The sequence below is a fragment of the Micromonospora auratinigra genome (assembly GCF_900089595.1).
In the GTDB taxonomy this organism is placed as follows: Bacteria; Actinomycetota; Actinomycetes; order Mycobacteriales; family Micromonosporaceae; genus Micromonospora; species Micromonospora auratinigra.
The window spans coordinates 6,191,822-6,217,232 of the sequence record NZ_LT594323.1; the positions used below are offsets into that span (position 1 = coordinate 6,191,822).

At 74.8% G+C, this 25,411-nt stretch carries 21 protein-coding genes; 11 read left to right on the top strand and 10 right to left on the bottom strand.

Annotated elements, in window-relative coordinates:
• Window positions 1–6 precede the first annotated feature (6 nt).
• Complete coding sequence (locus GA0070611_RS28350) at window positions 7–1,293, bottom strand: nicotinate phosphoribosyltransferase (protein WP_091671238.1); 1,287 nt, start codon at window positions 1,291–1,293, stop codon at window positions 7–9.
• A 16-nt stretch (window positions 1,294–1,309) separates the two neighbouring features.
• Entirely contained in the window at window positions 1,310–3,988 is a 2,679-nt protein-coding gene (locus GA0070611_RS28355; protein WP_091671240.1) for a LuxR C-terminal-related transcriptional regulator, read from the bottom strand.
• A gap of 192 nt (window positions 3,989–4,180) precedes the next feature.
• Between GA0070611_RS28355 and GA0070611_RS28360 the strand changes: the two genes are divergently transcribed.
• The 10 genes from GA0070611_RS28360 (at window position 4,181) to rdgB (ending at window position 11,951) form a co-directional block, all read left to right on the top strand.
• On the top strand, window positions 4,181–5,743 hold the full coding sequence (locus GA0070611_RS28360) for a P-loop NTPase family protein (protein ID WP_091671242.1): 1,563 nt from the start codon (window positions 4,181–4,183) through the stop codon (window positions 5,741–5,743).
• A 115-nt stretch (window positions 5,744–5,858) separates the two neighbouring features.
• Window positions 5,859–6,149, top strand: a complete 291-nt coding sequence (clpS, locus tag GA0070611_RS28365; protein WP_091671244.1) for an ATP-dependent Clp protease adapter ClpS — start codon at window positions 5,859–5,861, stop codon at window positions 6,147–6,149.
• On the top strand, window positions 6,146–6,649 hold the full coding sequence (locus GA0070611_RS28370; protein WP_091671246.1) for a DUF2017 domain-containing protein: 504 nt from the start codon (window positions 6,146–6,148) through the stop codon (window positions 6,647–6,649). The genes clpS and GA0070611_RS28370 overlap by 4 nt, the downstream gene beginning before the upstream one ends.
• Before the next feature lie 55 nt (window positions 6,650–6,704).
• Complete coding sequence (locus GA0070611_RS28375; protein WP_091671249.1) at window positions 6,705–7,193, top strand: Mov34/MPN/PAD-1 family protein; 489 nt, start codon at window positions 6,705–6,707, stop codon at window positions 7,191–7,193.
• Between the two features lie 71 nt (window positions 7,194–7,264).
• Entirely contained in the window at window positions 7,265–7,630 is a 366-nt protein-coding gene (locus GA0070611_RS28380; protein ID WP_091671252.1) for a MoaD family protein, read from the top strand.
• Between the two features lie 11 nt (window positions 7,631–7,641).
• Window positions 7,642–8,607, top strand: a complete 966-nt coding sequence (locus tag GA0070611_RS28385; RefSeq protein WP_091671255.1) for a PLP-dependent cysteine synthase family protein — start codon at window positions 7,642–7,644, stop codon at window positions 8,605–8,607.
• Between the two features lie 225 nt (window positions 8,608–8,832).
• A complete protein-coding gene (locus tag GA0070611_RS28390) occupies window positions 8,833–9,579 on the top strand; it encodes an MBL fold metallo-hydrolase (RefSeq protein ID WP_091671258.1) in 747 nt (248 codons plus the stop codon).
• A gap of 62 nt (window positions 9,580–9,641) precedes the next feature.
• A complete protein-coding gene (locus GA0070611_RS32325) occupies window positions 9,642–10,394 on the top strand; it encodes a hypothetical protein (RefSeq protein ID WP_091671260.1) in 753 nt (250 codons plus the stop codon).
• A gap of 161 nt (window positions 10,395–10,555) precedes the next feature.
• Window positions 10,556–11,281 (top strand): ribonuclease PH, encoded by a 726-nt coding sequence (rph, locus tag GA0070611_RS28400; RefSeq protein ID WP_091671262.1) that lies wholly within the window; start codon window positions 10,556–10,558, stop codon window positions 11,279–11,281.
• A gap of 52 nt (window positions 11,282–11,333) precedes the next feature.
• On the top strand, window positions 11,334–11,951 hold the full coding sequence (gene rdgB, locus GA0070611_RS28405) for an RdgB/HAM1 family non-canonical purine NTP pyrophosphatase (protein ID WP_091671265.1): 618 nt from the start codon (window positions 11,334–11,336) through the stop codon (window positions 11,949–11,951).
• A gap of 121 nt (window positions 11,952–12,072) precedes the next feature.
• Here rdgB and GA0070611_RS28410 read toward each other — a convergent pair whose 3' ends face one another.
• From GA0070611_RS28410 to GA0070611_RS28440, 7 genes are read right to left on the bottom strand one after another with little or no spacing between them, the layout of a single operon-like run.
• Window positions 12,073–13,317 carry a DUF6891 domain-containing protein gene (locus GA0070611_RS28410; RefSeq protein ID WP_091671268.1) on the bottom strand — a complete coding sequence of 415 codons (1,245 nt, stop codon included), beginning with the start codon at window positions 13,315–13,317 and terminating at the stop codon, window positions 12,073–12,075.
• Between the two features lie 40 nt (window positions 13,318–13,357).
• On the bottom strand, window positions 13,358–14,896 hold the full coding sequence (hutH, locus tag GA0070611_RS28415) for a histidine ammonia-lyase (RefSeq protein WP_091671271.1): 1,539 nt from the start codon (window positions 14,894–14,896) through the stop codon (window positions 13,358–13,360).
• Window positions 14,884–16,119, bottom strand: a complete 1,236-nt coding sequence (gene hutI, locus GA0070611_RS28420; protein WP_231921251.1) for an imidazolonepropionase — start codon at window positions 16,117–16,119, stop codon at window positions 14,884–14,886. Before hutI ends, hutH begins: the two co-directional genes overlap by 13 nt.
• Window positions 16,116–17,468, bottom strand: a complete 1,353-nt coding sequence (locus GA0070611_RS28425) for a formimidoylglutamate deiminase (RefSeq protein WP_091673574.1) — start codon at window positions 17,466–17,468, stop codon at window positions 16,116–16,118. The genes hutI and GA0070611_RS28425 overlap by 4 nt, the downstream gene beginning before the upstream one ends.
• Window positions 17,465–18,664 carry an allantoate amidohydrolase gene (locus tag GA0070611_RS28430; protein ID WP_091671273.1) on the bottom strand — a complete coding sequence of 400 codons (1,200 nt, stop codon included), beginning with the start codon at window positions 18,662–18,664 and terminating at the stop codon, window positions 17,465–17,467. Before GA0070611_RS28430 ends, GA0070611_RS28425 begins: the two co-directional genes overlap by 4 nt.
• Window positions 18,661–20,334, bottom strand: a complete 1,674-nt coding sequence (gene hutU / locus GA0070611_RS28435; RefSeq protein ID WP_091671276.1) for a urocanate hydratase — start codon at window positions 20,332–20,334, stop codon at window positions 18,661–18,663. Before hutU ends, GA0070611_RS28430 begins: the two co-directional genes overlap by 4 nt.
• Before the next feature lie 12 nt (window positions 20,335–20,346).
• Window positions 20,347–21,192 (bottom strand): MurR/RpiR family transcriptional regulator, encoded by an 846-nt coding sequence (locus GA0070611_RS28440; RefSeq protein ID WP_091671279.1) that lies wholly within the window; start codon window positions 21,190–21,192, stop codon window positions 20,347–20,349.
• A gap of 164 nt (window positions 21,193–21,356) precedes the next feature.
• On the opposite strand from GA0070611_RS28440, the gene GA0070611_RS28445 reads away from it, so the two are divergent.
• On the top strand, window positions 21,357–23,270 hold the full coding sequence (locus GA0070611_RS28445) for a S1 family peptidase (RefSeq protein ID WP_157740407.1): 1,914 nt from the start codon (window positions 21,357–21,359) through the stop codon (window positions 23,268–23,270).
• 6 nt (window positions 23,271–23,276) lie between these two features.
• Here GA0070611_RS28445 and GA0070611_RS31420 read toward each other — a convergent pair whose 3' ends face one another.
• Window positions 23,277–25,409, bottom strand: coding sequence for an acyltransferase family protein (locus tag GA0070611_RS31420; protein ID WP_091671284.1), 2,133 nt, complete (start codon window positions 25,407–25,409; stop codon window positions 23,277–23,279).
• Window positions 25,410–25,411 lie beyond the last annotated feature (2 nt).

A 25,411-nucleotide genomic window follows, 5' to 3' on the forward strand; every position in this document is an offset into this window, starting at 1 on the left:
GCCTCCTCAGGTCGCGGGAACGACGGTCACCGGCACGGCCGGGTCGCCGCCGGAGAGCTTCAGGCCCTCCCAGGGGATGGAGATCAGGCACTGCCGCAGGTGCTCCCGCGACTCCTCGAGGGTGGGCAGCCCCACCGGCTCGCCCTCGACGACGAAGGAGTGCTGGAGCAGCCGGTCGTTGGGCTGCCGGTCCGGCACGCCCTGCGACACGATGACCTCCTCGGTGGCGGTGCCGGTCGGCTTGTGCCGGCGGACGGCCACCTTCCGGCCGCCGATGGTGGCCTTGTGCTCGGAGCGCTTGACCACCGGCCGCCCCTCCACCTCGACCAGCTTGTAGACCAGCCCGGCGGTGGGCGCGCCGGAGCCGGTCACCACCGCGGTGCCGGCGCCGTACATGTCGACCGGCTCGGCGGCGAGGGTGGCGATGGCGTACTCGTCCAGGTCGCCCGAGACGATGATCTTGGTCTCGGCGGCGCCCAGCGAGTCGAGCAGTTCCCGCGACTGCTGGGCGATCACCGTCAGGTCGCCGGAGTCGATCCGGACCGCCCGCAGCTCCGGGCCGGCCACCTCGATCGCGTTGCGGATGCCCTGGCTGATGTCGTACGTGTCGACCAGCAGCGTGGTGTCCTTGCCCAGCGTGGCGACCTGCGAGGCGAAGGCCGCCCGCTCGTCGTCGTGCAGCAGGGTGAAGGCGTGCGCCGCGGTGCCCGCGGTGGGGATGCCGTAGCGCTCGCCCGCCGCCAGGTTGGAGGTGAACCGGAACCCGGCCAGGTACGCCGCCCGCGCGGCAGCCACCGCCGCCTCCTCGTGCGCCCGGCGCGAACCCATCTCGATCAGCGCCCGGCCCCGGGCGGCGGTGACCATCCGGGCGGCCGCCGCGGCGACCGCGCAGTCGTGGTTGAGCACGGAGAGCACCAGCGTCTCCAGCACCACGCACTCGGCGAAGCCGCCCGAGACGGTGAGGATCGGTGAGCCGGGGAAGAACAGCTCGCCCTCGGCGTACCCGTCGATGTCGCCGGTGAAGCGGTAGTCGGCCAGCCACCGGGCGGCGGCCTCGTCGACCACCCCGGTGCGGCGCAGGAAGTCGACCTCCTCCGGCGAGAACCGGAAGTCACGGATCATCTCGACCAGCCGGGCCGTCCCGGCGACCACCCCGTAGCGGCGGCCGGCGGGCAGCCGCCGGCTGAACACCTCGAAGACGCAGCGGCGGTCGGCCGTGCCGTCCCGCAGGGCGGCGCTGACCATGGTCAGCTCGTAGTGGTCGGTCAGCAGCGCGGGGCGAAGGGTGCTCACGCCTCCAGCCTAGAGTTCAGAGCGGATCCGCGCCGTCGTGCCCCGGCATGGCCCGCAGCGCCGCCCGCAACTCGGCCCGGCCGGCCACGCCGAGCTTGCTGTAGACCCGCTGGAGATGGTTCTCCACGGTCCGGCTGGACAGGTAGAGCCGCTCGGCGATGGCCCGACTCGTGGCGCCCTCGGCGGCCAGCCGGGCCACCTCCCACTCGCGGTCGCTCAGCGCCGGCCGGAGCAGCCGCAGCGCCGGGGTGGAGACCCCGTCGCAGCGGCGCAGCAGGGCGGCGAGCCGGTCCCGGGCCGGGGCGGTGTCGGTGCCCCGGGCCCGTCCCGCGTGGTGCACCGCCATGGCGGTGGCCTCGGCGGCGTACACGATCAGGTCGCGGGCGACGAAGCCGTCGGCGACGGCGAGCAGCTCGCCCGGGTCGCCGTCGGCCGCCGCCCGGGCGTAGCGGGCGGCCAGCGGCGGCAACATCCCGTCGACCTGCTCGGAGAGTTCCGCCAGCCGCTGCGCCGCGGTCCGTCGGCCGCCGTCGGTGCAGGTCGGCCCGACCGCGACGGTGGACTGCCCCAGCCGGACCAGGTCGAGCAGGACGAGCAGCTCGTGCCCGGCGAGGCCGTCGTCGCGGAGCCGGTCGGCCAGCGCGGCGAGGTGCTTGCCGGCGGCCGGCAGGTCGCCGGCGACGGCCAGCGCGGCGCCCCGGGCCTGCTCCAGCCACGGATAGAGCACCGCCATGCCGGGAGTCTGGGCCCGGTCCGCCTCGGCCATCGCCTCCGCCGCGTGCGTGGCGTCGCCGCGCAGCGCCGCCGCCTGGGCCCGTTCGGCGTGCGCCAGGCCCCCGTAGACCCGGCTGGTGGCGAGCACGGCGCAGGCGCCGAGGCTGGTCTTGAGCGCCTCGCCGCTGCGCCCCCGCAGCCGGGCCGCGTACGCCTGGAGGATGGCCAGGTAGCCGGTGCCGAGCCGGAAGTCGCCCGCGCCGGCCAGGTCGGCGAACTCGTCGGCGACGATCGCGTCGATCCCGGTCAGGTCGCCGGAGAGAGCCAGCCGGGTGCCCCGGGCCAGCTCCATGGCGAGCTGGAGGTACGGCATGTCGGCGCGCCAGCGGGCCGCCTCGGCCTGGACCCGGGCGATCGCCGTGGCGCTGCGGCGGTACTGCCCCTGGGCGGCCTGGAGATGGGCGAGCGTGCAGCGGGCCAGCTCCCGGGCGGCCAGCGGGGCGGCCGGCCGGTCCAGCACCGCCTGGGCCAGCCGCACGGCGGTGCCGGTGTCCAGCCCGTGCAGCCGCATGATCGCCTCGAACGCGCGGACCCGTGCCTGGTCGGCCGGGTCGCTCAGCTCGTCGCCGCGGGCGGCGATCTCGTCCACCGTGGACTCACGGCTGAGCCCCCAGTAGCTCACCATGCCCCGGACCGTCAGCCAGCGGCTGCGCCGCCGGTCGTCGGTGAGCTCCGCGGCGACCTGGTCCAGCACCCGGATCGCCTCGTCCGGCCGGTCGCCGAACATCAGGATGGTGGCGAGCAGTTCGGCGGCGTCGGAGCCGCCGTCGGCCTCCAGCGCCGCGCGGGCCAGCCGGGTCGCCAGCGGTACGTCGTACCGGCCGAAGGCCTGGGCGGCCGCGTCGAGCAGCAGCGCAGGATTCTGCGCGGTGCCGGAGTCCAGCCGCCAGACCGCCACCCGCAGCAGGTCGTCGCGGCGTCGCTTGCCGACCTCCTCCAGCAGGTCGGCCAGGGTGGCCTGGAGTCGCCGGGTACGGCTGACCGGGCACTGCCGGCGCATCACCTCGCCGTAGAGCGGGTGGGCGAGCCGGACGTTCAACCGCCGGTCGTCCTGCACCAGCACGATCAGGCCGCGCTCCTCGGCGGTCTCCACGTCGGCCGGGTCGACCGCCCGCTGGAGCAGTTGGAGGCCCAGCGGCTCGCCGAACGCCACCAGCTCGACCACCGACCGGACGCCCGGGGTCAGCTGGCCGATCCGGGTGTCGATCAACTCGGTCAGGCTGGGGGCCAGCTCGAGGCGGCCGGTCCACTTCCAGATGCCGTACCGGCGGCTCAGCTCCTCCCCGCCGGAGGCCGCGAGCACCAGCTCGCGCAGCAGCAGCGGGTTGCCCGCGGAGAGCCGGAACAGCCGCTCCGAGGAGCCGGCGTCGACCGGGCCGCCGAGGATCGCGGCGAGCAGGCCGGTGGTCTCCGTCGGACCGAGCGGCGCGAGCTCGACCAGCTCCACCAGGTCGTCGGTCCAGAGTGCCCGGATGGGCAGCGGGATCTGCTCGCCGTTGCGCACCGTCCCGATCACGGTGGCGTTCTCGGACCGGGCGATCAGGTGGATGAGCGCGGCCGACGGCGGGTCGAGCAGGTGCGCGTCGTCGATGGCGAGCACGATCGGCCGGCCGGCGGCCTGCTCCTGGAGCACCTGGAGCGCCCAGCGCAGCACACCGGCGGGGGAGAGGCCGGAGGGCTGCTCGGCGGGGAGCACCTGGACCATGCCGCCGAAGGGCACCGCGGCGGTGGTGGCGCTGGCCGCGACGGACCAGACCGCGTACCGGTCGGTGGGCAGCGCGGCGACGCCCTCGCGCAGCAACCGGCTCTTGCCGACGCCGGCGCTGCCGCTGAAGAGCAGTCCGCGTCCGTCGAGCCCCTGGACCGCCGACGACAGACGGTTGAGCTCGTCCCGTCGGCCGACGAAGTCCCACCGGTTCATCGGTGCAGCATATCGACGGTAATCCGTCCGCACGTACACCGTCACGCAGTGAAGTTGAGTAGCCTGGCGATTACTGGTGAGTACCGTAAATGTTCTGTGTCGGACTCCCGACACCCGTAATCTTCTGCCACCACGGATTTCCCCTGCTCCGCGACCGGTCCTCACCCGGTCGCCCGACCGGGAGGCCGATTGATGAAGCCGGGCCCGCTCCGCTCGGTCGACACGCCCGGCTCGGGCGGGCCGGTCGACCCGCCGCGCTGCGCGTCCCTGCCCACCCGACTCGGGGTCACCGAACCCCGTGCCGACGAGCCGCTGGCCGTCGTCGTCGCCGGTCCGTCCGGCGCCGGCCGCCGGGAGCTGCTCGCGGGCCTGCTCGGGCTGGAGCCCGGGATGCTGACCGTCCCCTCCGGCAGCTTCCTGCTCGTCGACCACGGGCGGGTGCCGACCCGCGCCGCGTATGTGCCGGGCTACCGCCAGCCGCACGCGTACGGCGCCGATCCGCTGGCCGCCGGACCGGCCCTCGCCCGGCCGCCCCGCCGGGTCGAGCTGAGCCTGCCCGAGCCGCTGCTGAAGCACTTCGCGCTGCTCGACACGCCGGACACCGGCTCGCTCGGGGTCGCGGGCGGCCGGGTGCTGCTCGACGCGGCGGGCCGGGCCGGCGCGCTGCTCTTCGTGATCTCCGCCGACCAGGCGTTCACCGCGGCCGAGCTGCACCTGCTGGCCGAGCTGGCCCGGGCCCGGGTCCAGGTGTTCTTCGCGGTCACCCGCGCCTCGGCCGGCTGGTCGGGCGCGGTGGACGGGCCGACGGCGACGGAGGGCACGGGGGCTTCCGTCCCGTCGGCCGGTCGTCCCGGGTCGCTCCCGGCCCGGCGGATGGACCCGGCGGAGGTGTCCCTCGCGGCGCACCGTGCCGCGCTGCTGTCCGCCGTGCCCGGGCTGGCCGGCGCCCGCTGGTACGCGGTCCGGCCGACCGACCCCGGGGTGCTGCGCCGGGCCCTGGTCGGCTGGGCGGTGGACGAAGGACTGCGCCGGTCCAGCGCCCGGCCGCCGGAGCCGCCGGGGCGGCACGGGAAGGTGCCGGTGGTGCCCGGCCTGGATCCGGGCGAGCTGGCCGAGCGGCTGGACCGGCAGGCCCGCTCCTGTGCCCAGCGGATCCGCCAGCACCTGGCCCTGGAGCTGGCCAACATCCACCTGCGCGTGGTGCAGGAGATCGTCTTCGGGGTGGGCTGCGCCGGCCTGCCGCAGCTGCTCGACCGGGAGACGGAGGCCCTGTCGCTGCTCGCCACCGCGCAGTGCGACGAGGCGGCCCGGGGTCTGCTCGACGAGGCGGCCGCGCGGGTCTTCGGCGCGCCGCTGGCGGAAGGGGTCCGGGGCCGGATCGCGCACGCCGTGCGATGGGGCCTCGCCGACCAGACCGCCGGCCACGAGCTGGACCGGGTGCTCCTGGTGACCAGCACGGCCGGGGTGGCCGGGCTGGCCGGTGGCGGCGCGCTCGACGCGCTGTCCGGCTTTCCCGGCGCCGTGCGCGACGAGGTGCTGCCGCCGGTCGGCGTGGCCCTCTCCGGCGGCTGCTGGCAGCACTGGCGCTCGCCCGGCAACAACGACCCGAACGCGGCGCGCTCCTGGGCGCAGCGGGCCCTGCGGGAGATCGAGCTGGAGCTGTCCCGCGAGGTGTCCCGCCGGTTCGAGGTGATCCGTCTCTCGTTGGGCTCGGTGCTCACCGATGCTGTCGAACACGGCATCCTGCTCGCCTGAGGTGGCGGTCGTCGACCGCGTACCCGGGCCGCCGACGGCGGCCCGGGCGGGTGATCCCCGCCCGCGCGGCGTTCCGGTTCCTCAGTTCCGCGGGACCGGTGGCACGATGGGGGGCATGGCGGCTCCGCAGGTTGCACCGGTCGAGACGCCGGACACCGACGAGGTGCCGGCGTCCGACCGGCCGTGGGTGACCATCGTCTGGGACGACCCGGTCAACCTCATGACGTACGTGACCTGGGTGTTCCAGAAGCTCTTCGGCTACAGCAGGGAAAAGGCCGAGCAGTTGATGCTGGACGTGCACCACAAGGGCAAGGCCGTGGTCTCGAGCGGGGCCCGGGAGCGGATGGAGCACGACGCGTCGCAGCTGCACGCGTACGGGCTCTGGGCGACGGTGGAGCGGTCATGAGCATGTTCCGACGGCACGGCGACCGCTACGTGGCCGGCTTCGCGGTCGACGAGGTCCGCGTGCTGCGCAAGGTCGCCTCCGAGGTGGTGGGTCTGCTCACCGACGGTTTCGACCACGGCGACCCGGTGGTCGGCCGGCTCTTCCCCGAGGTCTACCCGGAGGACGCGGCCGGCACCGCCGAGTTCCGCCGCTACACCGAGGGCGACCTCAAGACCGCCAAGATCGACCAGGCCGGGGCGATCCTGGCCGCGCTGCCCGACGGCGAGGTCGGCGGTGAGGTGCGGCTCGACGCGGAGGCGGCCGAGGCGTGGCTGCGCGCACTCAACGACGCCCGGCTGGCGATGGGGGTGCGGCTGGAGATCAAGGACGGCACGGACCTCGGCGAGGAGCTCGACGAGGCGGTGGCCGAGGACCCCACCTCGTCCCGGGTGTTCCAACTGTCGGTCTACGCCTATCTCGGTTATCTCCAGGAATCCCTGCTCAACGCCTTGATCGACTGAGTGGTGACGGCCACCACCTCGCCGCTCGTGACCCCCAGGCGCTAGGCTGGGCGACGTGCTGAGCATCGACCGGTCGATCATCGACGCGATCGTGGCCCACGCGCGTCGGGACCACCCGGACGAGGCGTGCGGCGTGGTCGCCGGTCCCGCCGGCAGTGACACCCCGACCCGGCACATCCCGATGGACAATGCCGCCCGCTCCATGACGTTCTACGAGTTCGACTCGATGGAGCAGTTGCGGGTGTGGCGCGAGATGGACGACCGCGACGAGGAACCGGTCGTCATCTACCACTCGCACACCGCGACGGAGGCCTACCCGTCCCGTACGGACATCTCCTTCGCCGGTGAGCCGGGAGCGCACTACCTGCTCGTCTCGACCCGTGAGCCCGACACGGAGGAGATCCGCTCCTTCCGCATCGTGGACGGCGTGGTCACCGAGGAGCCGGTCCGGATCGTGGATGCCGCCGTGGACCCGCACGCCGTCCAGTCCTACATGTTCGGGCAGAGCCCGGCGACGGTCGACTACGAGTGTTCCGACCGCTGACCCCCCAGCGCCGGCACACCTTCCTTTCTCCCGTCACCTGGCACGACCCTGAACAAGGAGCACGAGACATCATGGCCATCGAGGTTCGCATCCCCACCATCCTGCGCAGCTACACCGGCGGCGCGAAGGTCGTCGAGGGCACCGGCGACACCCTGGGCGACCTGCTCACCGACCTGGACTCCCGGCACGCCGGGCTGAAGGGCCGGCTGGTCACCGAGGCGGGCGCGCTGCACCGCTTCGTCAACGTCTACGTCAACGACGAGGACGTCCGCTTCCTCGGCGCGCTCGACGCCAAGCTCAACGACGGCGACAGCGTCACCATCCTGCCGGCCGTGGCCGGCGGCGCGTTCGGCTTCGCCGCCGCTGCGGCGATCAGCCAGCACCGCGCCGCGGCAGCGGCGGTCGCGTCGCACGGGGCCCGCGTAGCGGGCCGCTGAGGGCGGTCGTCATGGCGCGGTACGACAGCCTGCTCGACGCCTGCGGCGGTACGCCCCTGATCGGTCTGCCCCGGCTCTCGCCGACGGTGCCCGACGGGGCGCCGCCGGTGCGGCTCTGGGCCAAGCTGGAGGACCGGAACCCGACCGGCAGCATCAAGGACCGGGCGGCCCTGTTCATGGTGCGCGCGGCCGAGGAGTCCGGCCGGCTCCGACCGGGTGACACCATCCTGGAGCCGACCAGCGGCAACACCGGCATCTCGCTGGCCATGGTGGCCAAGCTGCGGGGCTACCGGTTGGTCTGCGTGATGCCGGAGAACGTCTCCACCGAGCGGGTCCAACTGCTCCGGATGTACGGCGCCGAGATCATCTTCTCGCCGGCCGCCGGCGGCTCGAACCAGGCCGTCGCGACCGCGAAGCAGATCTCCGCCGAGCATCCCGACTGGGTGATGCTCTACCAGTACGGCAACGAGGCGAACGCCCGGGCGCACTACGAGACGACCGGGCCGGAGCTGCTGCACGACCTGCCCACCATCACGCACTTCGTGGCCGGGCTGGGCACCACCGGCACCCTGATGGGCACCGGGCGCTACCTGCGGGAGAAGGTCGAGGGGATCCAGGTCGTCGCGGCCGAGCCCCGCTACGGCGAGCTGGTCTACGGCCTGCGCAACATCGACGAGGGGTACGTCCCGGAGCTCTACGACGCCGGGGTGCTGTCCCGGCGCTTCTCGGTGGGCACCCGGGACGCCGTGCTGCGCACCCGGCAGCTCGTCGAGGTGGAGGGCATCTTCGCGGGCTTCTCCACCGGCGCGATCCTGCACGCCGCCCTCGCCGTGGCGCACGAGGCGGTGCGCGACGGCCGCCGTGCCGACGTGGCCTTCGTGGTCTGTGACGGCGGCTGGAAGTACCTCTCGACCGGGGCGTACGGAGGCACCCTCGCGGACGCCGAGGACGCCCTGGAGGGACAGCTCTGGGCCTGACGGTCCACGGTTCGGGTCGGTCGACGGCACCCCGTCGGCCGGCCCGACCGTCTTGTCCGGGAGCGGACGCGTACGGGTGTCACGTTGATGACAACTTCCGGTAGATGATTCTTGGTGCAGTGGCCCGACGCGTAGGCTGCGCAGCGTGGCGTACGCGTCGGTAGAGATCATCGGCGGAGCGACTGCCGACGTGTCGACTACGAAGCGTGACTTCGGGGCGACCGGATGCGACTGACCGTCCTCGGCTGCGCGGGCAGCTTCCCCGGCCCCGAGTCCCCCTGCTCCGCCTACCTGGTGGAGGCCGAGGGGTTCCGTCTCCTGATCGACTTCGGGTCCGGGGCGCTCTCCACCCTCCAGCGCTACGCCGGTCTGCACGCCCCCGACGCCATCCTCCTCACCCACCTGCACTGCGACCACATGCTCGACGCGGTCACCTACGTGGTGGTGCGGCGGTACGCTCCGGACGGCCCCTACCCGCCGCTGCCGGTGTACGCGCCGTCCGGCGCCCCGGATCGGCTGACCGGCGCGTACGGGCAGGAGGGCAGCACGGTCGACGACGTCTACCAGTTCTACGGCCTCCAGCCGGGCACCTTCCCGATCGGCCCGTTCACGGTCACCGTCGACCGGATGAACCACCCGGTCGAGACGTACGGCGTGCGGCTGGAGCACGACGGTCGGGTGCTCTGCTACTCGTCGGACACCGCGCCCTGCGACGCGCTGCTGCGGCTGGCCCAGGGCGCCGACGTCTTCCTCTGCGAGGCCAGCTACCTCGACGGGGTGGACAATCCGCCGGACCTGCACCTCACCGGCCGGGAGGCGGGCGAGTACGCGACCAAGGCGGGGGTGGGCCGACTGCTGCTCACCCACCTGGTCGAGGCGTGGGGCAGCGAGGCGCACACCGTGGAGGCGGCGGCCGGGGCGTACACCGGTCCGCTGGACGTGGTCCGCCCCGGCGCCTGCTACGACATCTGAGCCACCGGCCCCGAGCCCGGACGGGACAGCCGGGAGCCGGGTCGCATCCTAAGATCGCCCGCGTGACCGACCCCTCCTCCGGCGTGCCCGGCCCGTACCCGCCGTCCGGCCCGCAGGGCTGGCAGCCCTCGCCGGACCAGCCGGCCGGTGCGTCCTCGCCGAGCGCCCCGGGCTGGCCGGCCGCGACACCCCCGCAGCACCGCCCGGCCTGGCCGCCCGCCGGCCCCGTGCCGCCCGCGCCGCCGCCCACCGGTGCGGTGCCGCCGGCCACCGGCCCCGTGCCGCCGCCCACCGGTGCGGTGCCGCCGGCCGGTCCCGGCTGGGCAGCGCGTCCGTACCCCGGACCGCCCGCGGGGTCGTACCCCGGACCGCCCGTGGGGCCGTATCCCGGTCCGCCCGCGGGGCCGTGGCCCGGTCCGCCCGGCTTTCCGCCGCCGGCGCCCCCGGTGCCGCGCAAGAAGTCCCACGCCGGCCGGACCGTCGTCATCCTGCTCTCCGTCGTCGCGCTGCTGCTGATGTGCTGCTGCGGCGGGTGGTTCACCTATGACGGGTGGTGGGTGCCGAAGCAACTCCAGGAGCAGCGCCGGCAGATCATCGTCGACGCGGGCGCGCCGTCGGGTTTCACCGGCTCCGGCGTGGTGGAGGGCGACAGGAGCGCCACCGCCACCTACAGCCTGGAGTGTGAACGGGGCGTGTGTCCGGTGAACCTCGCCGAGAGCCTGCAGACCTGGTTGACCGACGCCGGGTACTCGATCACCGTGCAGGAGATGCGGAGCTGCGTCGCCGACCCGGGGCGGCCCTCGTGCGGCGTCTAGACCTGGCACCGCGACGGGTTCACCATGACCGCGATGCTCGTCATCGTCCCCGGTAACCGGTCCATCGACGGCTCCGTCACGGCGACGCTCACCGCCGGCTGGCACGACTGAACGGTGGCACCGGGGGACGGTTCGATCACGGCACCACATAGGGTGCAGGGATGGCGCGACCTGACGGGCGGCGGCCCGACCAACTCCGACCGGTGACCCTGACCCGGGGCTGGAGCTCCCACCCGGAGGGCTCGGTCCTCGTCGAGTTCGGCGCCACCCGGGTGCTCTGCACGGCCAGCGTGACCGAGGGTGTGCCCCGCTGGCGCAAGGGCTCGGGCCTCGGCTGGGTCACCGCCGAGTACGCGATGCTGCCCCGGGCCACCAACACCCGCTCCGACCGGGAGAGCGTCCGCGGCAAGATCGGCGGGCGGACCCACGAGATCTCCCGGCTGATCGGGCGCAGCCTGCGGGCCTGCGTGGACCTCAAGGCCCTCGGCGAGAACTCGGTCGTGCTCGACTGCGACGTGCTCCAGGCCGACGGCGGCACCCGCACCGCCGCCATCACCGGCGCGTACGTGGCGCTGCACGACGCGGTCACCTGGCTCGCCGAGCGCAAGTCGCTCGCCGGCAAGGTGGACAAGGTGATGCACCGCTCGGTGGCGGCGGTCAGCGTCGGCATCATCGACGGTGAACCGCGGCTGGACCTCTGCTACGAGGAGGACGTGGCCGCCGAGGTCGACATGAACGTGGTCTGCACCGGCACCGGCGACTTCGTCGAGGTGCAGGGGACCGGTGAGGCGGGAATCTTCTCCCGCGCCCAGCTCGACGCCCTGCTCGACCTGGGCGTGCTGGGCTGTCTCGAACTGGCCGACGCGCAGCGCAAGGCGCTGCAGTGAGCGCGAGGAGCGAGCTTGCGAGCCCCGCAGTCGCGAACGAAGGTGATCACCGATGAACAAGGTCCTGCTCGCCACCCGGAACCGCAAGAAGCTCGTCGAGCTGCAGCGGATCCTCGACGGCGCGCTCGGCGCGCACCGGATCGCCCTGGTCGGCCTCGACGACGTCGAGGAGTACCCGGAGCTGCCGGAGACCGGCCTGACCTTCGGCGAGAACGCGCTGATCAAGGCGCGGGAGGGCTGCCGGCGCACCGGCCTGCCGACCATCGCCGACGACTCCGGGCTGGCCGTGGACGCGCTGAACGGCATGCCGGGCGTGTTCAGCGCCCGCTGGTCCGGCCGGCACGGCGACGACCGGGCCAACCTCCAACTGGTGCTGGACCAGGTCGGCGACGTGCCGGACGAGCACCGGGGCGCCGCCTTCGTCTGCACGGTGGCGCTGGTGCTGCCCGGCGGCAAGGAGCACCTGGTCGACGGCCGCCAGTCCGGCCGGCTGCTGCGCGCGCCGCGCGGTGACGGCGGCTTCGGCTACGACCCGATCTTCCTCGGCGACGGCCAGGAGCGGACCAACGCGGAGCTGACCCCCGAGGAGAAGGACGCGATCAGCCACCGTGGCAAGGCCCTGCGCGAGCTGGCCAAGCTGGTCGCCAAGGTCCTCCCCCCGACCCCCTGACCCCCTGACCCCCGCCCCACCTCGCCCGCTAATTCACGGAAAGAGTGGTTATCCGACGTCGGATAACCACTCTTTCCGTGAAAGAGGGCAGGGGTGGGTGAGTGGGTGGGTGGATGCCGGGTCAGCGAAGGTTGAGGGTGGTCAGCTCGCCGCCCAGCTCCCGTACGGCCACCCGGTCCTGCACCGCCAGCACGGTGAGCACCTGTTCGACCTCGGGCAGGGTGGCGTACCGGCCGACCGAGACGGCCGCCTCGGTGTCCAGTTCCTCCACCCAGAGGCCGGCGGGGTTCCAGGTGGTCTGCACGCAGCCGCCGGAGCGGCCGAAGCAGGTGAGGAAGTCGTAGCTGAGCGGCCGCATGGCGCGTACGGCCTCCAGCAGTTCCGCCAGCTCCATCGCCACCTCCCGGTCCTCGCCGTACGGGTGGTCGCCGGTCACCTCGACGTAGCCGACCGGCTCGGCGGTCGGGGTGGCCGCCGGGGACAGGCCGCGCAGCCGCCGCACCAGCGCCGCGCCGTCGTGCCGGCCCACGGTCAGCTCCGGCAGCTCCGGGTCGGCGTAGCGGCCGACGAGGCGGTCGCCGACCCGGCGGATCGTCACCGACCGGCCGTCCGCCTCCAGCCGGACCCGGACGGCGGCCGGCAGCCACGGCAGGTGCAGGGCGACGAACCGGCCGGCCGGGGTCGGCCCCTGCGTCGGGGCGTGCCGGCCGGTCCACTCGCCGACCAGCTCCACGTCGACCTCGACGTCGTCGGCCACCGCAGCCGGTACGGCGGCGAACCGGCCGGCCCGGCGCCGCCGCCAGTCCAGCGGCACAAAGATCCGGCTGGCCACGTCGTCGTTCCAGTGCACGGTCAGCCCCTGCGCCCGCAGCGCCGCCGCCACCTCCGCGCCGATCTCCACCGACGGCGGCTGATCGAACAGGCCGTACGCGACGTGGACGCCCTCGCCGGCCACGCCCCGCTCGGCGTCCTGCTGGTGGTAGAAGGCGTACCCGCGGGGCTCGATGGTGCCGGGCGCCTCGGCGCCGATCTCGCCCAGGCCGCAGTTCTGGCAGCAGGCGAAGTTCTCCCGGGCCATGATCCCGGCTGCGGTGAGCGCCCGGAACGCGGCGGTGAGCCGGTCGCTGTCGGTCACCGCCGGCCAGGTCGCCTGGTCGGCGAGGTGCGCGGTCAGCTCCTCGGCCACCACGGCCCAGGCCAGCGCCTCGACCCGCTCCGGCGCGGCCTGGTCGGCGAAGTACGCCACCGTCTCGGTGACGATGGCGGCGGCGGGCAGCTCGGCCAGCGCCACCTGCCCGCGGACGAAGGAACGGAGCTCGTCGGGCAGGTGGTCGGGCAGGGCGGGGGCGGTCACGTCGTCGGTCACGGCGGCGAACGCTAGCAGCCGGGACCGACGACGTGCCCGGTCAGGCCAGCGGGCCGACCTCGCGTTCGATCGCGGCCCGCAGCTCGGGGCCGCGCACCACGTCCCGGGCCGCCTCCATCAGCGGGGCGAGGAAGACGTCCGGACCCGGCTCGCCGGCCACCTCGCCGAGCGCCGCGAGGGCGGCCCGACCGGCCGGCGACGGGGTGAGCGGGCCGCGCAGTTGCAGCCCGCGTACGGCGGCCAGCAGCTCCACCGCGAGCAGGCTGGTCAGGTTGTCCAGCACCGTACGCAGCTTCTTGGCCGCCGCCCAGCCCATCGAGACGTGGTCCTCCTGCATGCCGCTGGTGGGCAGCGAGTCGACCGAGGCGGGGGCGGCGAGCCGGCGGTTCTCCGCGACGATGCCGGCCGCCGTGTACTGGGCGATCATCAGCCCGGAGTTGACCCCGGCGTCGGGGGAGAGGAACGCCGGCAGCTCCCGGTTGCGGGCCACGTCGAGCAGCCGGTCCACCCGGCGCTCGGCGATCGCACCCACCTCGGCGGCGGCGATGGCCAGGTAGTCGGCGGCGAAACCGAGCGGCGCGCCGTGGAAGTTACCGGTCGACTCGACCCGCCCGTCCGGCAGCACCACCGGGTTGTCCACCACCGAGCCCAGCTCCCGCCCGGCCACCAGCTCGACGAAGTCGAGGGTGTCCCGGGCCGCGCCGGCCACCTGCGGGGCACAGCGCATCGAGTACGCGTCCTGCACGGCGTGCGCCAGGTCGTCGCGGTGCGAGTCCATCACCCGGGAGTCCTGGAGCAGGCGGTGGATGTTCGCCGCCGACGCGGCCTGGCCCGGGTGCGGCCGGATGGCGTGCAGCTCGGGCAGGAACGGCCGCTCCGAGCCGAGCATCGCCTCGATCGCCAGCGCGGCGGTGACGTCGGCCATCGCGAACAGGTGCCGGGCGTCGCGGATCGCCAGCAGCAGCATGCCGAGCATGCCGTCGGTGCCGTTGATCAGCGCCAGCCCCTCCTTGGCGGCCAGGCCGATCGGCGCCAGCCCGACCCGGCGCAGCGCGTCGGCGGCGGGGAGCCGGTCCCCGGCCGGGCCGAGCACCCAGCCCTCGCCGAGCAGCACCAGCGCGCAGTGCGCGAGCGGTGCGAGGTCGCCGGAGGCGCCCAGCGAGCCGTGCTCCGGCACCCACGGGGTGACCTCGTGGTTGAGCAGGTCCACCAGGGCCTCGGCGACCAGCGGGCGGACCCCGGAGCGGCCGAGGGCGAGCGAGCGTACCCGCAGCAGCATCATCGCCCGGACCACCTCGCGGGGCATCGGCGCACCGACCCCGGCGGCGTGCGAGCGGATCAGCGCGTGCTGCAGCTCGGCCCGCCGCTCGGGCGCGACGAAGGTGTTGGCCAGCGCGCCGAACCCGGTGGAGACGCCGTACACGGGTCGGCCGGCGGCCTCGATGCCGTCGACGATGGCGCGGCTGACGGTCATCGCCTCGACGGTGGCCGGGTCGAGGACCACCTTGGCGGTGCCGCGGGCGACCGCGAGCACGTCGGCGGGACAGACCCCGGTGGGCTGGACGATCACTGTGGACATTGCGGCGCTCCGTTGTGCAGGACCTGGCGGATCAGCGGTACCCCCGGCCGGTAGGCCAGGTGCAGGTGGGACGGGGCGTCGAGGATCATCAGGTCGGCCCGCGCGCCCCGCGCCAGCCGGCCCACGTCGGTGCGGCGCAGCGCCGCCGCGCCACCGGCCGTCGCGGCCCACACCGCCTCCGCCGGGGTCATCCGCATCTCGCGGACGGCCAGCGCGACGCAGAACGGCATCGACGAGGTGTACGACGAGCCGGGGTTGCAGTCGGTGGCCAGCGCGACGGTCACCCCGGCGTCGAGCAGCCGGCGGGCGTCCGGGTACGGCGACCGGGTGGAGAACTCCGCGCCGGGCAGTAGGGTGGCGACCGTTGTCGAACCAGCGAGCGCGTCCACGTCGGCGTCGCTCAGGTGGGTGCAGTGGTCGACGCTGGCCGCGCCCAGCTCCACGCCGAGGCGTACGCCCGGCCCGGGGCCGAGCTGGTTGGCGTGCAGCCGCACACCCAGGCCGGCGGCCTGCCCGCAGGCCAGGATCGCCCGGGCGTGGTCGACGTCGAAGGCGCCCCGCTCGCAGAACACGTCGATCCAGCGGGCGTACGGGGCGGCGGCGGCGAGCATCGGACCGCAGACCATGCCCACGTAGTCGTCGGGTCGGTGGGCGTACTCGGCGGGCACCACGTGCGCGCCGAGGAAGGTGGTGTCCTCGCTGAACTCGGCGGCGATCCGCAGCGACCGGGCCTCGTCGGCGACGGTCAGGCCGTACCCACTCTTGATCTCGATCGTGGTGGTGCCCTGCCGCATCGCCTCGGCGCGCAGCCGGCCCACGGTGGCGCGCAGCTGCCCGTCGGTGGCGGCCCGGGTGGCGCCCACGGTGGTCCGGATGCCGCCGCCGGTGTACGGCTCGCCGGCCATCCGGGCGGCGAACTCGGCGGCCCGGTCCCCGGCGAAGACCAGGTGGGCGTGGCTGTCCACGAAGCCGGGCAGCACGGCCGCGCCCTGCGCGTCGAGTCGCCGGTCGGCGGCCGGCGCGTCCCGGGCCGGCCCGACCCAGGCCACCTCCCCGTCCTCGACCAGCACGGCGGCGTCGCGCCGCAGCCCCAGCGGGTCACCCGGCCGGGCGTCGTTGGTGACCAGCTCACCGATGTTGTCCACCAGCAGGCTGCCGGAGTTGCGGGCCGCCGGCCGCGCCGGGTCGCCCGGCCGCACCGGCCGCGGTGCGAAGCCACTCATGAGGTCACCTCCGCGATGGCGTGCCGCAGTTCGGTCGGTACGTCGACGGTCAGGTGCCGGCCGTCGGTGACCAGGGTCCGCCCGTCCACCACCACGTGCGTGACGTCGGCGGCGGTGGCCGCGAAGAACGCGCCGACCGGCGGCACCCCGGCGGTACGGGCGCTGTCCAGGCGGACCGTGACCAGGTCGGCCCGGTCGCCGACGGCGAGCCGGCCGGCGTCGCCCCAGCCCAGCGCGGCGTGCCCGGTGACGGTGGCGGCGGTGACCAGCTCGGCGGCGGTGAAGTGGCCCCGCCGGCGGGTGCGCAGTCGCTCGTCCAGCTCGACCGCGCGCGCCTCCTCGAAGAGGTCGACCACGGCGTGGCTGTCGCTGCCCAGGCTGAGCGGGCTGCCCGCCTCGGCCAGCCGGCGGGCCGGGCCGATCCCGTCGGCGAGGTCGCGCTCGGTGGTGGGGCAGAGGCAGACCCCGGTGCCGCTCTCGCCGAGCAGCGCCACGTCCGCGCTCGTGGGGTGGGTGGCGTGCACGGCGGTGGTGTGCCGGCCGAGCACCCCGTGCTCGGCGAGCAGCCGGGTCGGGGTGACGCCGTGCACGGCCCGGCAGGCGTCGTTCTCGGCCGGCTGCTCGGACAGGTGCAGGTGCAGCGGCACGCCGGCCCGGTCGGCCAGGTTGGCGACGGTGGCGAGCTGCTCCGCCGGCACCGCGCGTACCGAGTGGATCGCCGCGCCGACGCGGGTGTGCCCGTTCTCCGGCTGGAACGCGGCGACCCGCTCCGCCCAGCGCAGCGCGTCGCCGTCACCGAACCGGCGCTGCGGACCGGCCAGCGGCGCGCCGTCGACCGTGGCGGTCAGGTAGCAGGCGTCCAGCAGGGTGAGCCGGATCCCGGCGTGCGCGGCGGCCTCGACCAGCGCCGCCGACATCGCGTTCGGGTCGTCGTACGGTCTCCCGTCCGGGCCGTGGTGCAGGTAGTGGAACTCGCCCACGCAGGTGATCCCGGCGAGCGCCATCTCGGCGTACGCGGCCCGGGCCAGGGCCAGGTACGAGTCGGGGTCGAGCCGGGCGGCGACGGCGTACATCAGGTCCCGCCAGCTCCAGAAGTCGCCGCGCCCGCCGTGGGTGCGCCCGCGCAGCGCCCGGTGGAAGGCGTGCGAGTGCGCGTTGGCCAGGCCGGGCAGGGTCAGCCCGGGCAGCCGGGTGGCGTCGGGCAGCACCTCCACGCCGGCCGGGGGCGTGCCCGCGCCGACCAGCGGGGTGACCGCGGTGATCCGGCCGTCCTCGGCCTCGATCAGCACGTCGGGGGTGGGTTCGGCGCGCTCGGGCAGCCAGGCGTACTCGGCGAGCCAACGGGTCAACGGCATGCCAGCTCCTGGAGCACCCGGGCCAGGGCGGTCACCCCGGCCGCGCAGTCGGCGTCGGTGGCGGACTCGGCGGGGGAGTGCGACACCCCGGTGGGGTTGCGCACGAACAGCATGGCGGTGGGCAGGTGCGCGGCGAGCACACCGGCGTCGTGTCCCGCCCCGGTGGGCAGCACCGGCGCGGCCAGCAGCGTCGCCAGCCGGTCGGCGAGCCCGCCGTCGAAGGCCACCAGCGGGGTGGCCGACTCCTGCGTGCAGGTCAGCTCGGTGCCGTCGCGCTTCGCCCGCTCGGTGGCCTTGGCCCGGACCGCCTCGACCAGGCCGTGCAGCGTGTCCGGCTCGGCCGCCCGGGCGTCCAGCCAGCCGGTGACCTTCGCCGGGATGGCGTTGGTGGCGTTGGGTTCCACCGCCACCCGGGCCACCGTGGCGTGCGCGTCGCGCAGCCGGGCCTCCTTGTTCGCCGCGAGCACGGTGAACGCGTAGGTGAGCATCGGGTCGCGGCGGTCGGCCATCCGGGTCGTACCCGCGTGGTTGCCCTCGCCGTGGAAGTCGAAGCGCCAGCGGCCGTGCGGCCAGATCGCGCCGGCCACCGCGACCGGCGCGTCGAGGTCGACCAGCGCGCGGCCCTGCTCGACGTGCAGCTCGACGAAGGCCGCGAACCGGCCGAGCAGCGCCGGGTCGGCCCCCGCCGGCTCCGCGCCCAGCGCCTCGGCGAAGCTCACCCCGGCCGCGTCGCGCAGCCCGGCCGCGCGCTCGACCGCGATCTCCCCGGTGAGCAGCCGCGACCCCAGGCAGGGTACGCCGAAGCGGCCCCCCTCCTCCTCGACGAACGCGGCCACCGCGATCGGTCGGTCCGGGGTGACCCCGGCGGCCCGCAGCTCGTCCACGGCGAGGAAGGCGCTGACGATGCCGAGCGGACCGTCGTACGCCCCGCCGTGCGGCACCGAGTCGAAGTGGCTGCCGGTGAGCACCGCGTCCCCGGCCGCCGGGTCACCCCACCAGGCGAACAGGTTGCCGTTGCCGTCCTCGTGCACCGGCATGCCGCGCGCGTCGGCCTGCTCGCGGAACCAGCCGCGCAGCGTGTGCTCGGGTCCGGTGAGCGCGTACCGCAGGTACCCGCCGCTGCCCGCGTCCCGCCCGACGGGCGCGATCTCGTCCCAGAGCCCTCGGAACCGCGCGGCGAGGTCCGTCACGCGGTGCCCCCGTCGGTCGCCGGGCCCTCGGTCATCGGGACGCGGACGCCGGTGCGCGCCGCGACCTCGCGGGCGTCGTCGTAGCCGGCGTCGACGTGCCGGATCACGCCCATCGCCGGGTCGTTGGTGAGCACCCGCTCGATCTTCTGCCCGGCCAGCGGGGTGCCGTCGGCGACGCAGACCTGCCCGGCGTGGATGGACCGGCCGATGCCCACCCCACCGCCGTGGTGGATGGACACCCAGCTCGCCCCGCTGGCCGTGTTGACCAGGGCGTTGAGCAGCGGCCAGTCGGCGATCGCGTCGGAGCCGTCGGCCATCGCCTCGGTCTCCCGGTACGGGCTGGCCACGCTGCCGCAGTCCAGGTGGTCCCGGCCGATCACCACGGGCGCGCTCAGCGAGCCTTCGGCGACCATCTCGTTGAACCGGACCCCGGCCTTGTCGCGCTCGCCGTAGCCGAGCCAGCAGATCCGCGCCGGCAGGCCCTGGAAGGCGACCCGCTCGCCGGCCAGCCGGATCCACCGCGCGAGGGACTCGTTCTCCGGGAACAGGTCGAGGATCGCCTTGTCGGTGGCCGCGATGTCCTTCGGGTCGCCGGAGAGCGCCGCCCACCGGAACGGGCCCTTGCCCTCGCAGAACAACGGCCGGATGTACGCCGGCACGAAGCCGGGGAAGTCGAAGGCCCGCTCGTACCCGCCGAGCTTCGCCTCGCCCCGGATCGAGTTGCCGTAGTCGAAGACCTCGGCGCCGGCGTCGAGGAAGCCGACCATCGCCTCGACGTGCTTCGCCATCGACGCCCGGGCCCGGTCGGTGAACTCGGCCGGCTTGGCCGCCGCGTAGTCCCGCGCGTCGGCCGGCTCCACCCCCTCCGGCAGGTACGACAGCGGGTCGTGCGCGCTGGTCTGGTCGGTGACCACGTCGATCGCCACGCCCCGGCGCAGCAGCTCGGGGAAGACGGTGGCGGCGTTGCCGACCACGCCGACGCTGAGCGCCCGCCGGTCCCGCTTCGCGGCCAGCGCGCGCTGCACCGCGTCGTCCAGCGAGTCGGCGATCTCGTCCAGGTAGCGGTCGTGCGCCCGGCGCTCCAGCCGGCTGCGGTCGACGTCGACGACCAGGCAGGCGCCGCCGTTCATGGTGACCGCGAGCGGCTGCGCGCCGCCCATCCCGCCGCAGCCGGCGGTGAGCGTCAGGGTGCCGGCCAGCGAGCCGCCGAACCGCTTCGCGGCGACGGCGGCGAACGTCTCGTAGGTGCCCTGGAGGATGCCCTGGGTGCCGATGTAGATCCACGAACCGGCGGTCATCTGCCCGTACATGGTCAGGCCGAGCGACTCCAGGCGGCGGAACTCCGGCCAGGTCGCCCAGTCGCCGACCAGGTTGGAGTTGGCCAGCAGCACCCGGGGCGCCCACTCGTGGGTGCGCATGACCCCGACCGGGCGGCCGGACTGCACCAGCATGGTCTCGTCGTCGCGCAGCCCGGTCAGCGTCCGCACCAGCGCGTGGTACGACGGCCAGTCCCGGGCGGCCTTCCCGGTGCCGCCGTAGACGACCAGGTCGTCGGGGCGCTCGGCCACCTCCGGGTCGAGGTTGTTCATCAGCATCCGCAGGGCGGCCTCCTGCGGCCACCCCTGGGCGGTGCGGGTGGTGCCGCGGGCGGCGCGGACGGGCTGGTGCATCTCGTACTCCTCTCAGCCGAGGAACAACTGGCGACGGGCGGCGGACGACTCGAACGCCTCGAGCCGGGCCTGGGTCTCGGCGGGGGTGGCGTCGCAGATCGCCTGGAGCACCACCATGGCCAGGGCCATCGGGGCGGTGTGCAGGTCGAAGACCAGGTCGGTGCCGACGGCGGCGGGCAGCACCACGTCGGCGTGCTCGGCGGCCGGGCTGACCGCCGAGTCGGTGATCGCCACCACGGTCAGCCCGAGGTCGCGGGCCTCGCCGAGCGCGTCCAGGGTCTCCCGGGGGTAGCGGGGCAGCACCAGGGCCAGCAGCGCGCTGGCCCCGGCCGCGCTCGCCTGCTCCAGCCGGTCGGCGAGCAGGCTGCCGCCGTCGTCGAGGACCCGGACGTCCGGGTGCACCTTCGCGGCGAAGTAGGCGAAGTACGCGGCGAGCGGGGCGGCGGCGCGCAGCCCGAGCACCGGCAGCGGCCGGCTGGCGGCGAGCAACCGGCCCACCTCGGCGATCGGGCCGGCGTCGGCGAGCTGCCCGGCGAGCCGGTCGAGGTTGCCCAGCTCGGCGCGGACCGCGCGTTGCAGCGGGTTGCCGCCGTCGGTGGGTGGGGTGCTGCCGCTGCCCAGCTCACGCAGTCGTCGCCGCAGCGCCGGGTAGCCGTCGTGGCCGAGCGCCATCGCGAACCGGGTCACTGACGGCTGGCTGACCCCGGCCAGCTCGGCGACCTCGGCCGCCGACAGGTACGCCGCCGCGCCCGCGTGCCGCATCAGGCAGTGCGCGATCCGCCGCTGGGTGGGGGTGAGCCGGACCCCGTGGAAGAGGTCGAGCAGGCGGTCGGTGGTCGCCGCACCGCTTTCATTCATGCGGCGACTCTATGCATGAAAACTTTCACAGCGCAACCCCGCCGCGGCGGTCGTCCGCCCCCGCTCCACAAGGGAGTCTCCCTGGTCGGGGCCGCCCGCGCGGGCACCGCGTGGGCACCGCCTCTGTACTATCCGCACGGCGGAGGAACAGAGGAGTGGTGGGCATGCAGCCGGTCGGTCCGTACAGGTTCACCGAGGCGCTCGGCGTCTGCCAGGTGGGCACGGCGTGGTGGGCCATCGACGGCCAGGACCGGCTGGTGACGGTGGCGGTGCTCGAGGGCGCCGCCGCGAGCGACCTGCCCTGGCGGCAGGCCTTCGCCAACGCCGCCAACGCCATGGCGCTCACCCCCGGCGGCCAGCGCTACGTCAACGCCGACCTCGACGCCGCGAAGCCGTGGGCGGCCTACCCGGCCGAGGAGGGGATGGGCGCGCAGCGGCTCTTCCAGACCCTCGGCATGGACCTGCACCCGGCCGAGGCCGAGGCGGAGATCCTGGTCCCCGAGACCGGCACCGTCGCCGAACCGCCGGAGCCGGTCTCCGGCGTCCCCACCTCCGGCACCACGCCCACCTCCGCGGTGCCGCTGCCCTGGGCGATGCACGCGCAGGCGGCCCCACCGCAGGGTCAGGTCTCGTCGGCGGCGTCCGGCACGACCGCCCCGGCCCCGCAGCCGGTCGCCACCCCGACCACGTACGGCCCGGCGACGACCGGGACGCCGCCGCCGGACCCGTTCAGCTCGCCGGTACGCCGGATCCGGCCGTCCGAGCCCTCGGCGCCCCGGACCGGACTCTGGGCGGCCCTCTCCGCGCTGCTCCTGGTGGCCGTCCTCGCCGGCGGCGCGGGCTTCTGGGCCATCTCGGCCGGGAAGCCGGACCGCCCCCGTCCCGCCCCGACCGGCGCCGGCCCGGCCGGCCCCGACGGCACCGCCCTCGCCCCCGGCCTGATGCCCTGGGCGCAGGCCGCACCGCGCAGCCAGGAGGAGCGGGCGCTCGCCACCGTCGGACCGTCCATGGTGTTCATGGAGGCCGTCATCACCGGCTACGTGCGCAGCAAGCAGGGCAACGCCCTGCTGCACCCCGAGCCGGTCACCCTGAGCCGCCGGTGCAGCGGGGTGGTGGTCAACCACGACGGGCAGGTGCTCACCAGCACCCACTGCGTGCGACCCACCCCGGAGACCCTGGTCGCCACCGCGCTCATCGCGGTGGCCAACGAACTGGTGGGCAAGGGCAGGCTGAAGGCCTCCGAGGTCAGCGCCTTCACCCGGGCCCGCGCGGCCACCGCCGTCGTCACCGGCCCCCAGCCCGGCACGGAACCCGAGGCCAAGCTGTACGGCCAACTGAACACCGCCAAGGGCTACCTCACCGACAGCCCGGCGATCCCGGGCACGGTGGTCCGCTCGCTGGGCGTCGCCGAGGGCGACGTCACCCTCGTCAAGCTCGACCAGTCGGGTCTGCCCGCCGCCGAGCTGAACCCCTCCGCCACGATCACCCCGGGCACCTCCCTGCTGGCCCTCGGGTACGGCACCACCGACACGAACTACCGCACCGCCGCCTACACCGTGCTCTCCAAGCCGGTCAGCGTCACCGAGGTGGACAACCAGCTGTCCGTCTACCGGATCAGCCAGGACGTCGGCTCGTACTCGCGTGGGGGCGTCGCCGTCGACCTCCAGGGCCGGGTGGTCGGCATGCTCGACAGCGATCCCGCGCAGCCCGGCAAGGGAAACAGTCTGGTGATGCCGGTGTCGACGATGACCGGGCTGCTCGACGCGGCGGGGAGCGCGAACGCGCTCGGCGAGAGCGACAAGCTCTACCGCAGCGGCCTGGCCGCCTACTTCGCGGGCGACCACTCGACCGCCGTGTCCCGGCTGAACCAGGTGGTGCAGGGCTCGCCGGCCAACGTGCTGGCCCGGGCGTACCTGGACGCGGCGGTGTTCAGCGGCGGAAAGGCCGAGTCCTCGTCGTCCCTGCCCGGCTGGGCGCTGGCGCTGGTCATCGCCGCCGGTGTGGTGCTGGTGGCGGCGCTGGCCCTGATCGTCGTGCTCCTCGTCCGGTCGCGCCGGGTCGGCACGCCGCGGGAGTGAGCCGGCTCAGTCCGGCGGGGCCGCCAGGACCGGGGTCAGCGCGTCGCGCAGCAGCGGCGCCAGCTTCTCGGCGTACTCGGCGGTGATGTGGTTGGCGTCGCGTCGCACGATGACCCCGCCGACGAAGATCGGGCACCGCCCGGACAGGCAGAACCAGTCCGTCGTGGGCACCCGCCAGGAGCCCCGCCCGGCCCAGACGCGCTGCTCGGCCTGACCGTACGTCTGGTGCTCGGCGGAGGTCGTCGAGACGCAGTCACCGGGTGAGGAGAGCCGGGTGATGCAGTCCTTCGGGTCCGCGCCGACGGGCGGCGGCTGGAGGTCCACCACCTTCCCCGCGTCCGCCAGCCACTCGGCGCGGGCGGCCCGGGCCGCGCGCTCCCACTCGGCCAGGGACGGGTTCCCGCCGGTGGCGGTGAACCGCTGCCGGTAGGCGTTGCTGACGACCACGAGATCGGGCCGGACCGACCGCAGGAAGGCCCGCACGGTCCGGCGGTGACCGGGGCAGGCCCGGGTGATGCGGTCGATCGGGGAGACGGTGTCCGAGGCGAGGAAGGGGCAGCCGGCGTAGGTCAGGTCCCGCACGACCCACCCCGCCGGCTCCAGCACGGCCCGCACCGAGGGCAGCCAGGCGGCCGCGATGGAATCCCCGACCACGACGGCCACCTTGGCGGGCCGGGGTCCGCGCAGCGTGCAGTCGTTGCCGTCCGGCACCGCCGGCCGGCACCCCCGGGCGTCCCCGCGGGTGAAGCCGAGTTCCCCCAGCCGCCCCACCGAGGGCACGAGCAGCGGCCAGTCGGTGGCGGCCAGCGCCGCCCGGATCTGCCCGGTCAACTCGTTCTCGTCGCCGACCGCCTGCGTCGCCGGCCGCCGCGGCGGTGCCGGCGAGCCGACCGCGACGACGGTGGCCGTCGCGACCGTCGCGGCCGCCGCCAGCAGCGCGGCGAACCACCCGGTACGCACCCGCCGCCCTCGCGCGGCCCGGCGGATCGGGTCCTCCACCAGGTGGTACGACAGCGACGACAGCAGGACGGTGAGCGCGAGGACCAGCACCGCGCCGGCGAGCCCGGTGCCGGGCAGCGCGGCGTCGAGGAGCACCAGCAGCGGGAAGTGCCAGAGGTAGAGCGAGTAGGAGATGTCCCCCAGGTACCGGGCGGCGGGACTGGTCAACGGGAACAGCCGCCGGGATCCGCCCACGCCCCCGGCGATGACCAGCGCCGTCGAGATCACCGGCAGAAAGGCACCCGGCGCCGGGAACGGGGTCCGCGCGTCGATCACGAGGACCGAGACGACCAGACCGGCCAGCCCCAGCCACTGGTACGCGGGACGGGCCGCCGCCGGGATCCGTGCCAGCAGGGGCGCCGCCACCGCCAGCAGGGCGCCCACCCCCAGCTCCCAGGCCCGGGCGAAGGTCGAGAAGTAGGCGGTCGTCGGCTGGTCGGACGCCTCGCGCAGGGCGAGCGCGACCGAAGCCAGGACGACGAGCCCCAGCAGCGCCCCGACCGCCCACCGGGACCGGTGCCCCGCCCGGCCCCACGTCGCGGCCAGGCCCAGCACCACCAGCAGCAGCACCGGCCAGACGAGGTAGAACTGTTCCTCCACCGCCAGCGACCAGTAGTGCCGCAGCGGCGAGACCGGCCCGTCGGTCGCCCAGTAGTCGGTGCCGGTGGCGGCGAACCGCCAGTTCGCCGCGAAGAGCGCCGCCCACAGCGTGTCCCACGCCGTCGTCCGGACCCGCTCGCCGAGGAACAGCAACGACGACGCGAGGTACGTGCAGACCAGGACCAGCATCGCCATCGGCAGGATCCGTCGGATCCGCCGGCGGTAGAAGGCGGTGAGGGAGATCCGCCCGGCCCGCTCGTGCTCGGCGAGCAGCAGGCCGGTGATCAGGAAGCCGGAGATGACGAAGAAGACGTCGACGCCCAGGAACCCGCCCGCCGGCGCGTGCAGGACGTGTTCGAGGATCACCACCACGACCGCGAAGGCGCGCAGCCCCTGGATGTCCGGCCGGAAACGCCCGCCGGGACCCCCGTCCGGCCCGGGCCCGACCCGCTCGCCCGCCGGCCCGGCGGCGGCCACGCTCGCCGGTCTGCGCCCGTCACCGGTCGGCGCGGCGAGGTACGACCCGTTCCCGGCGGTCACCG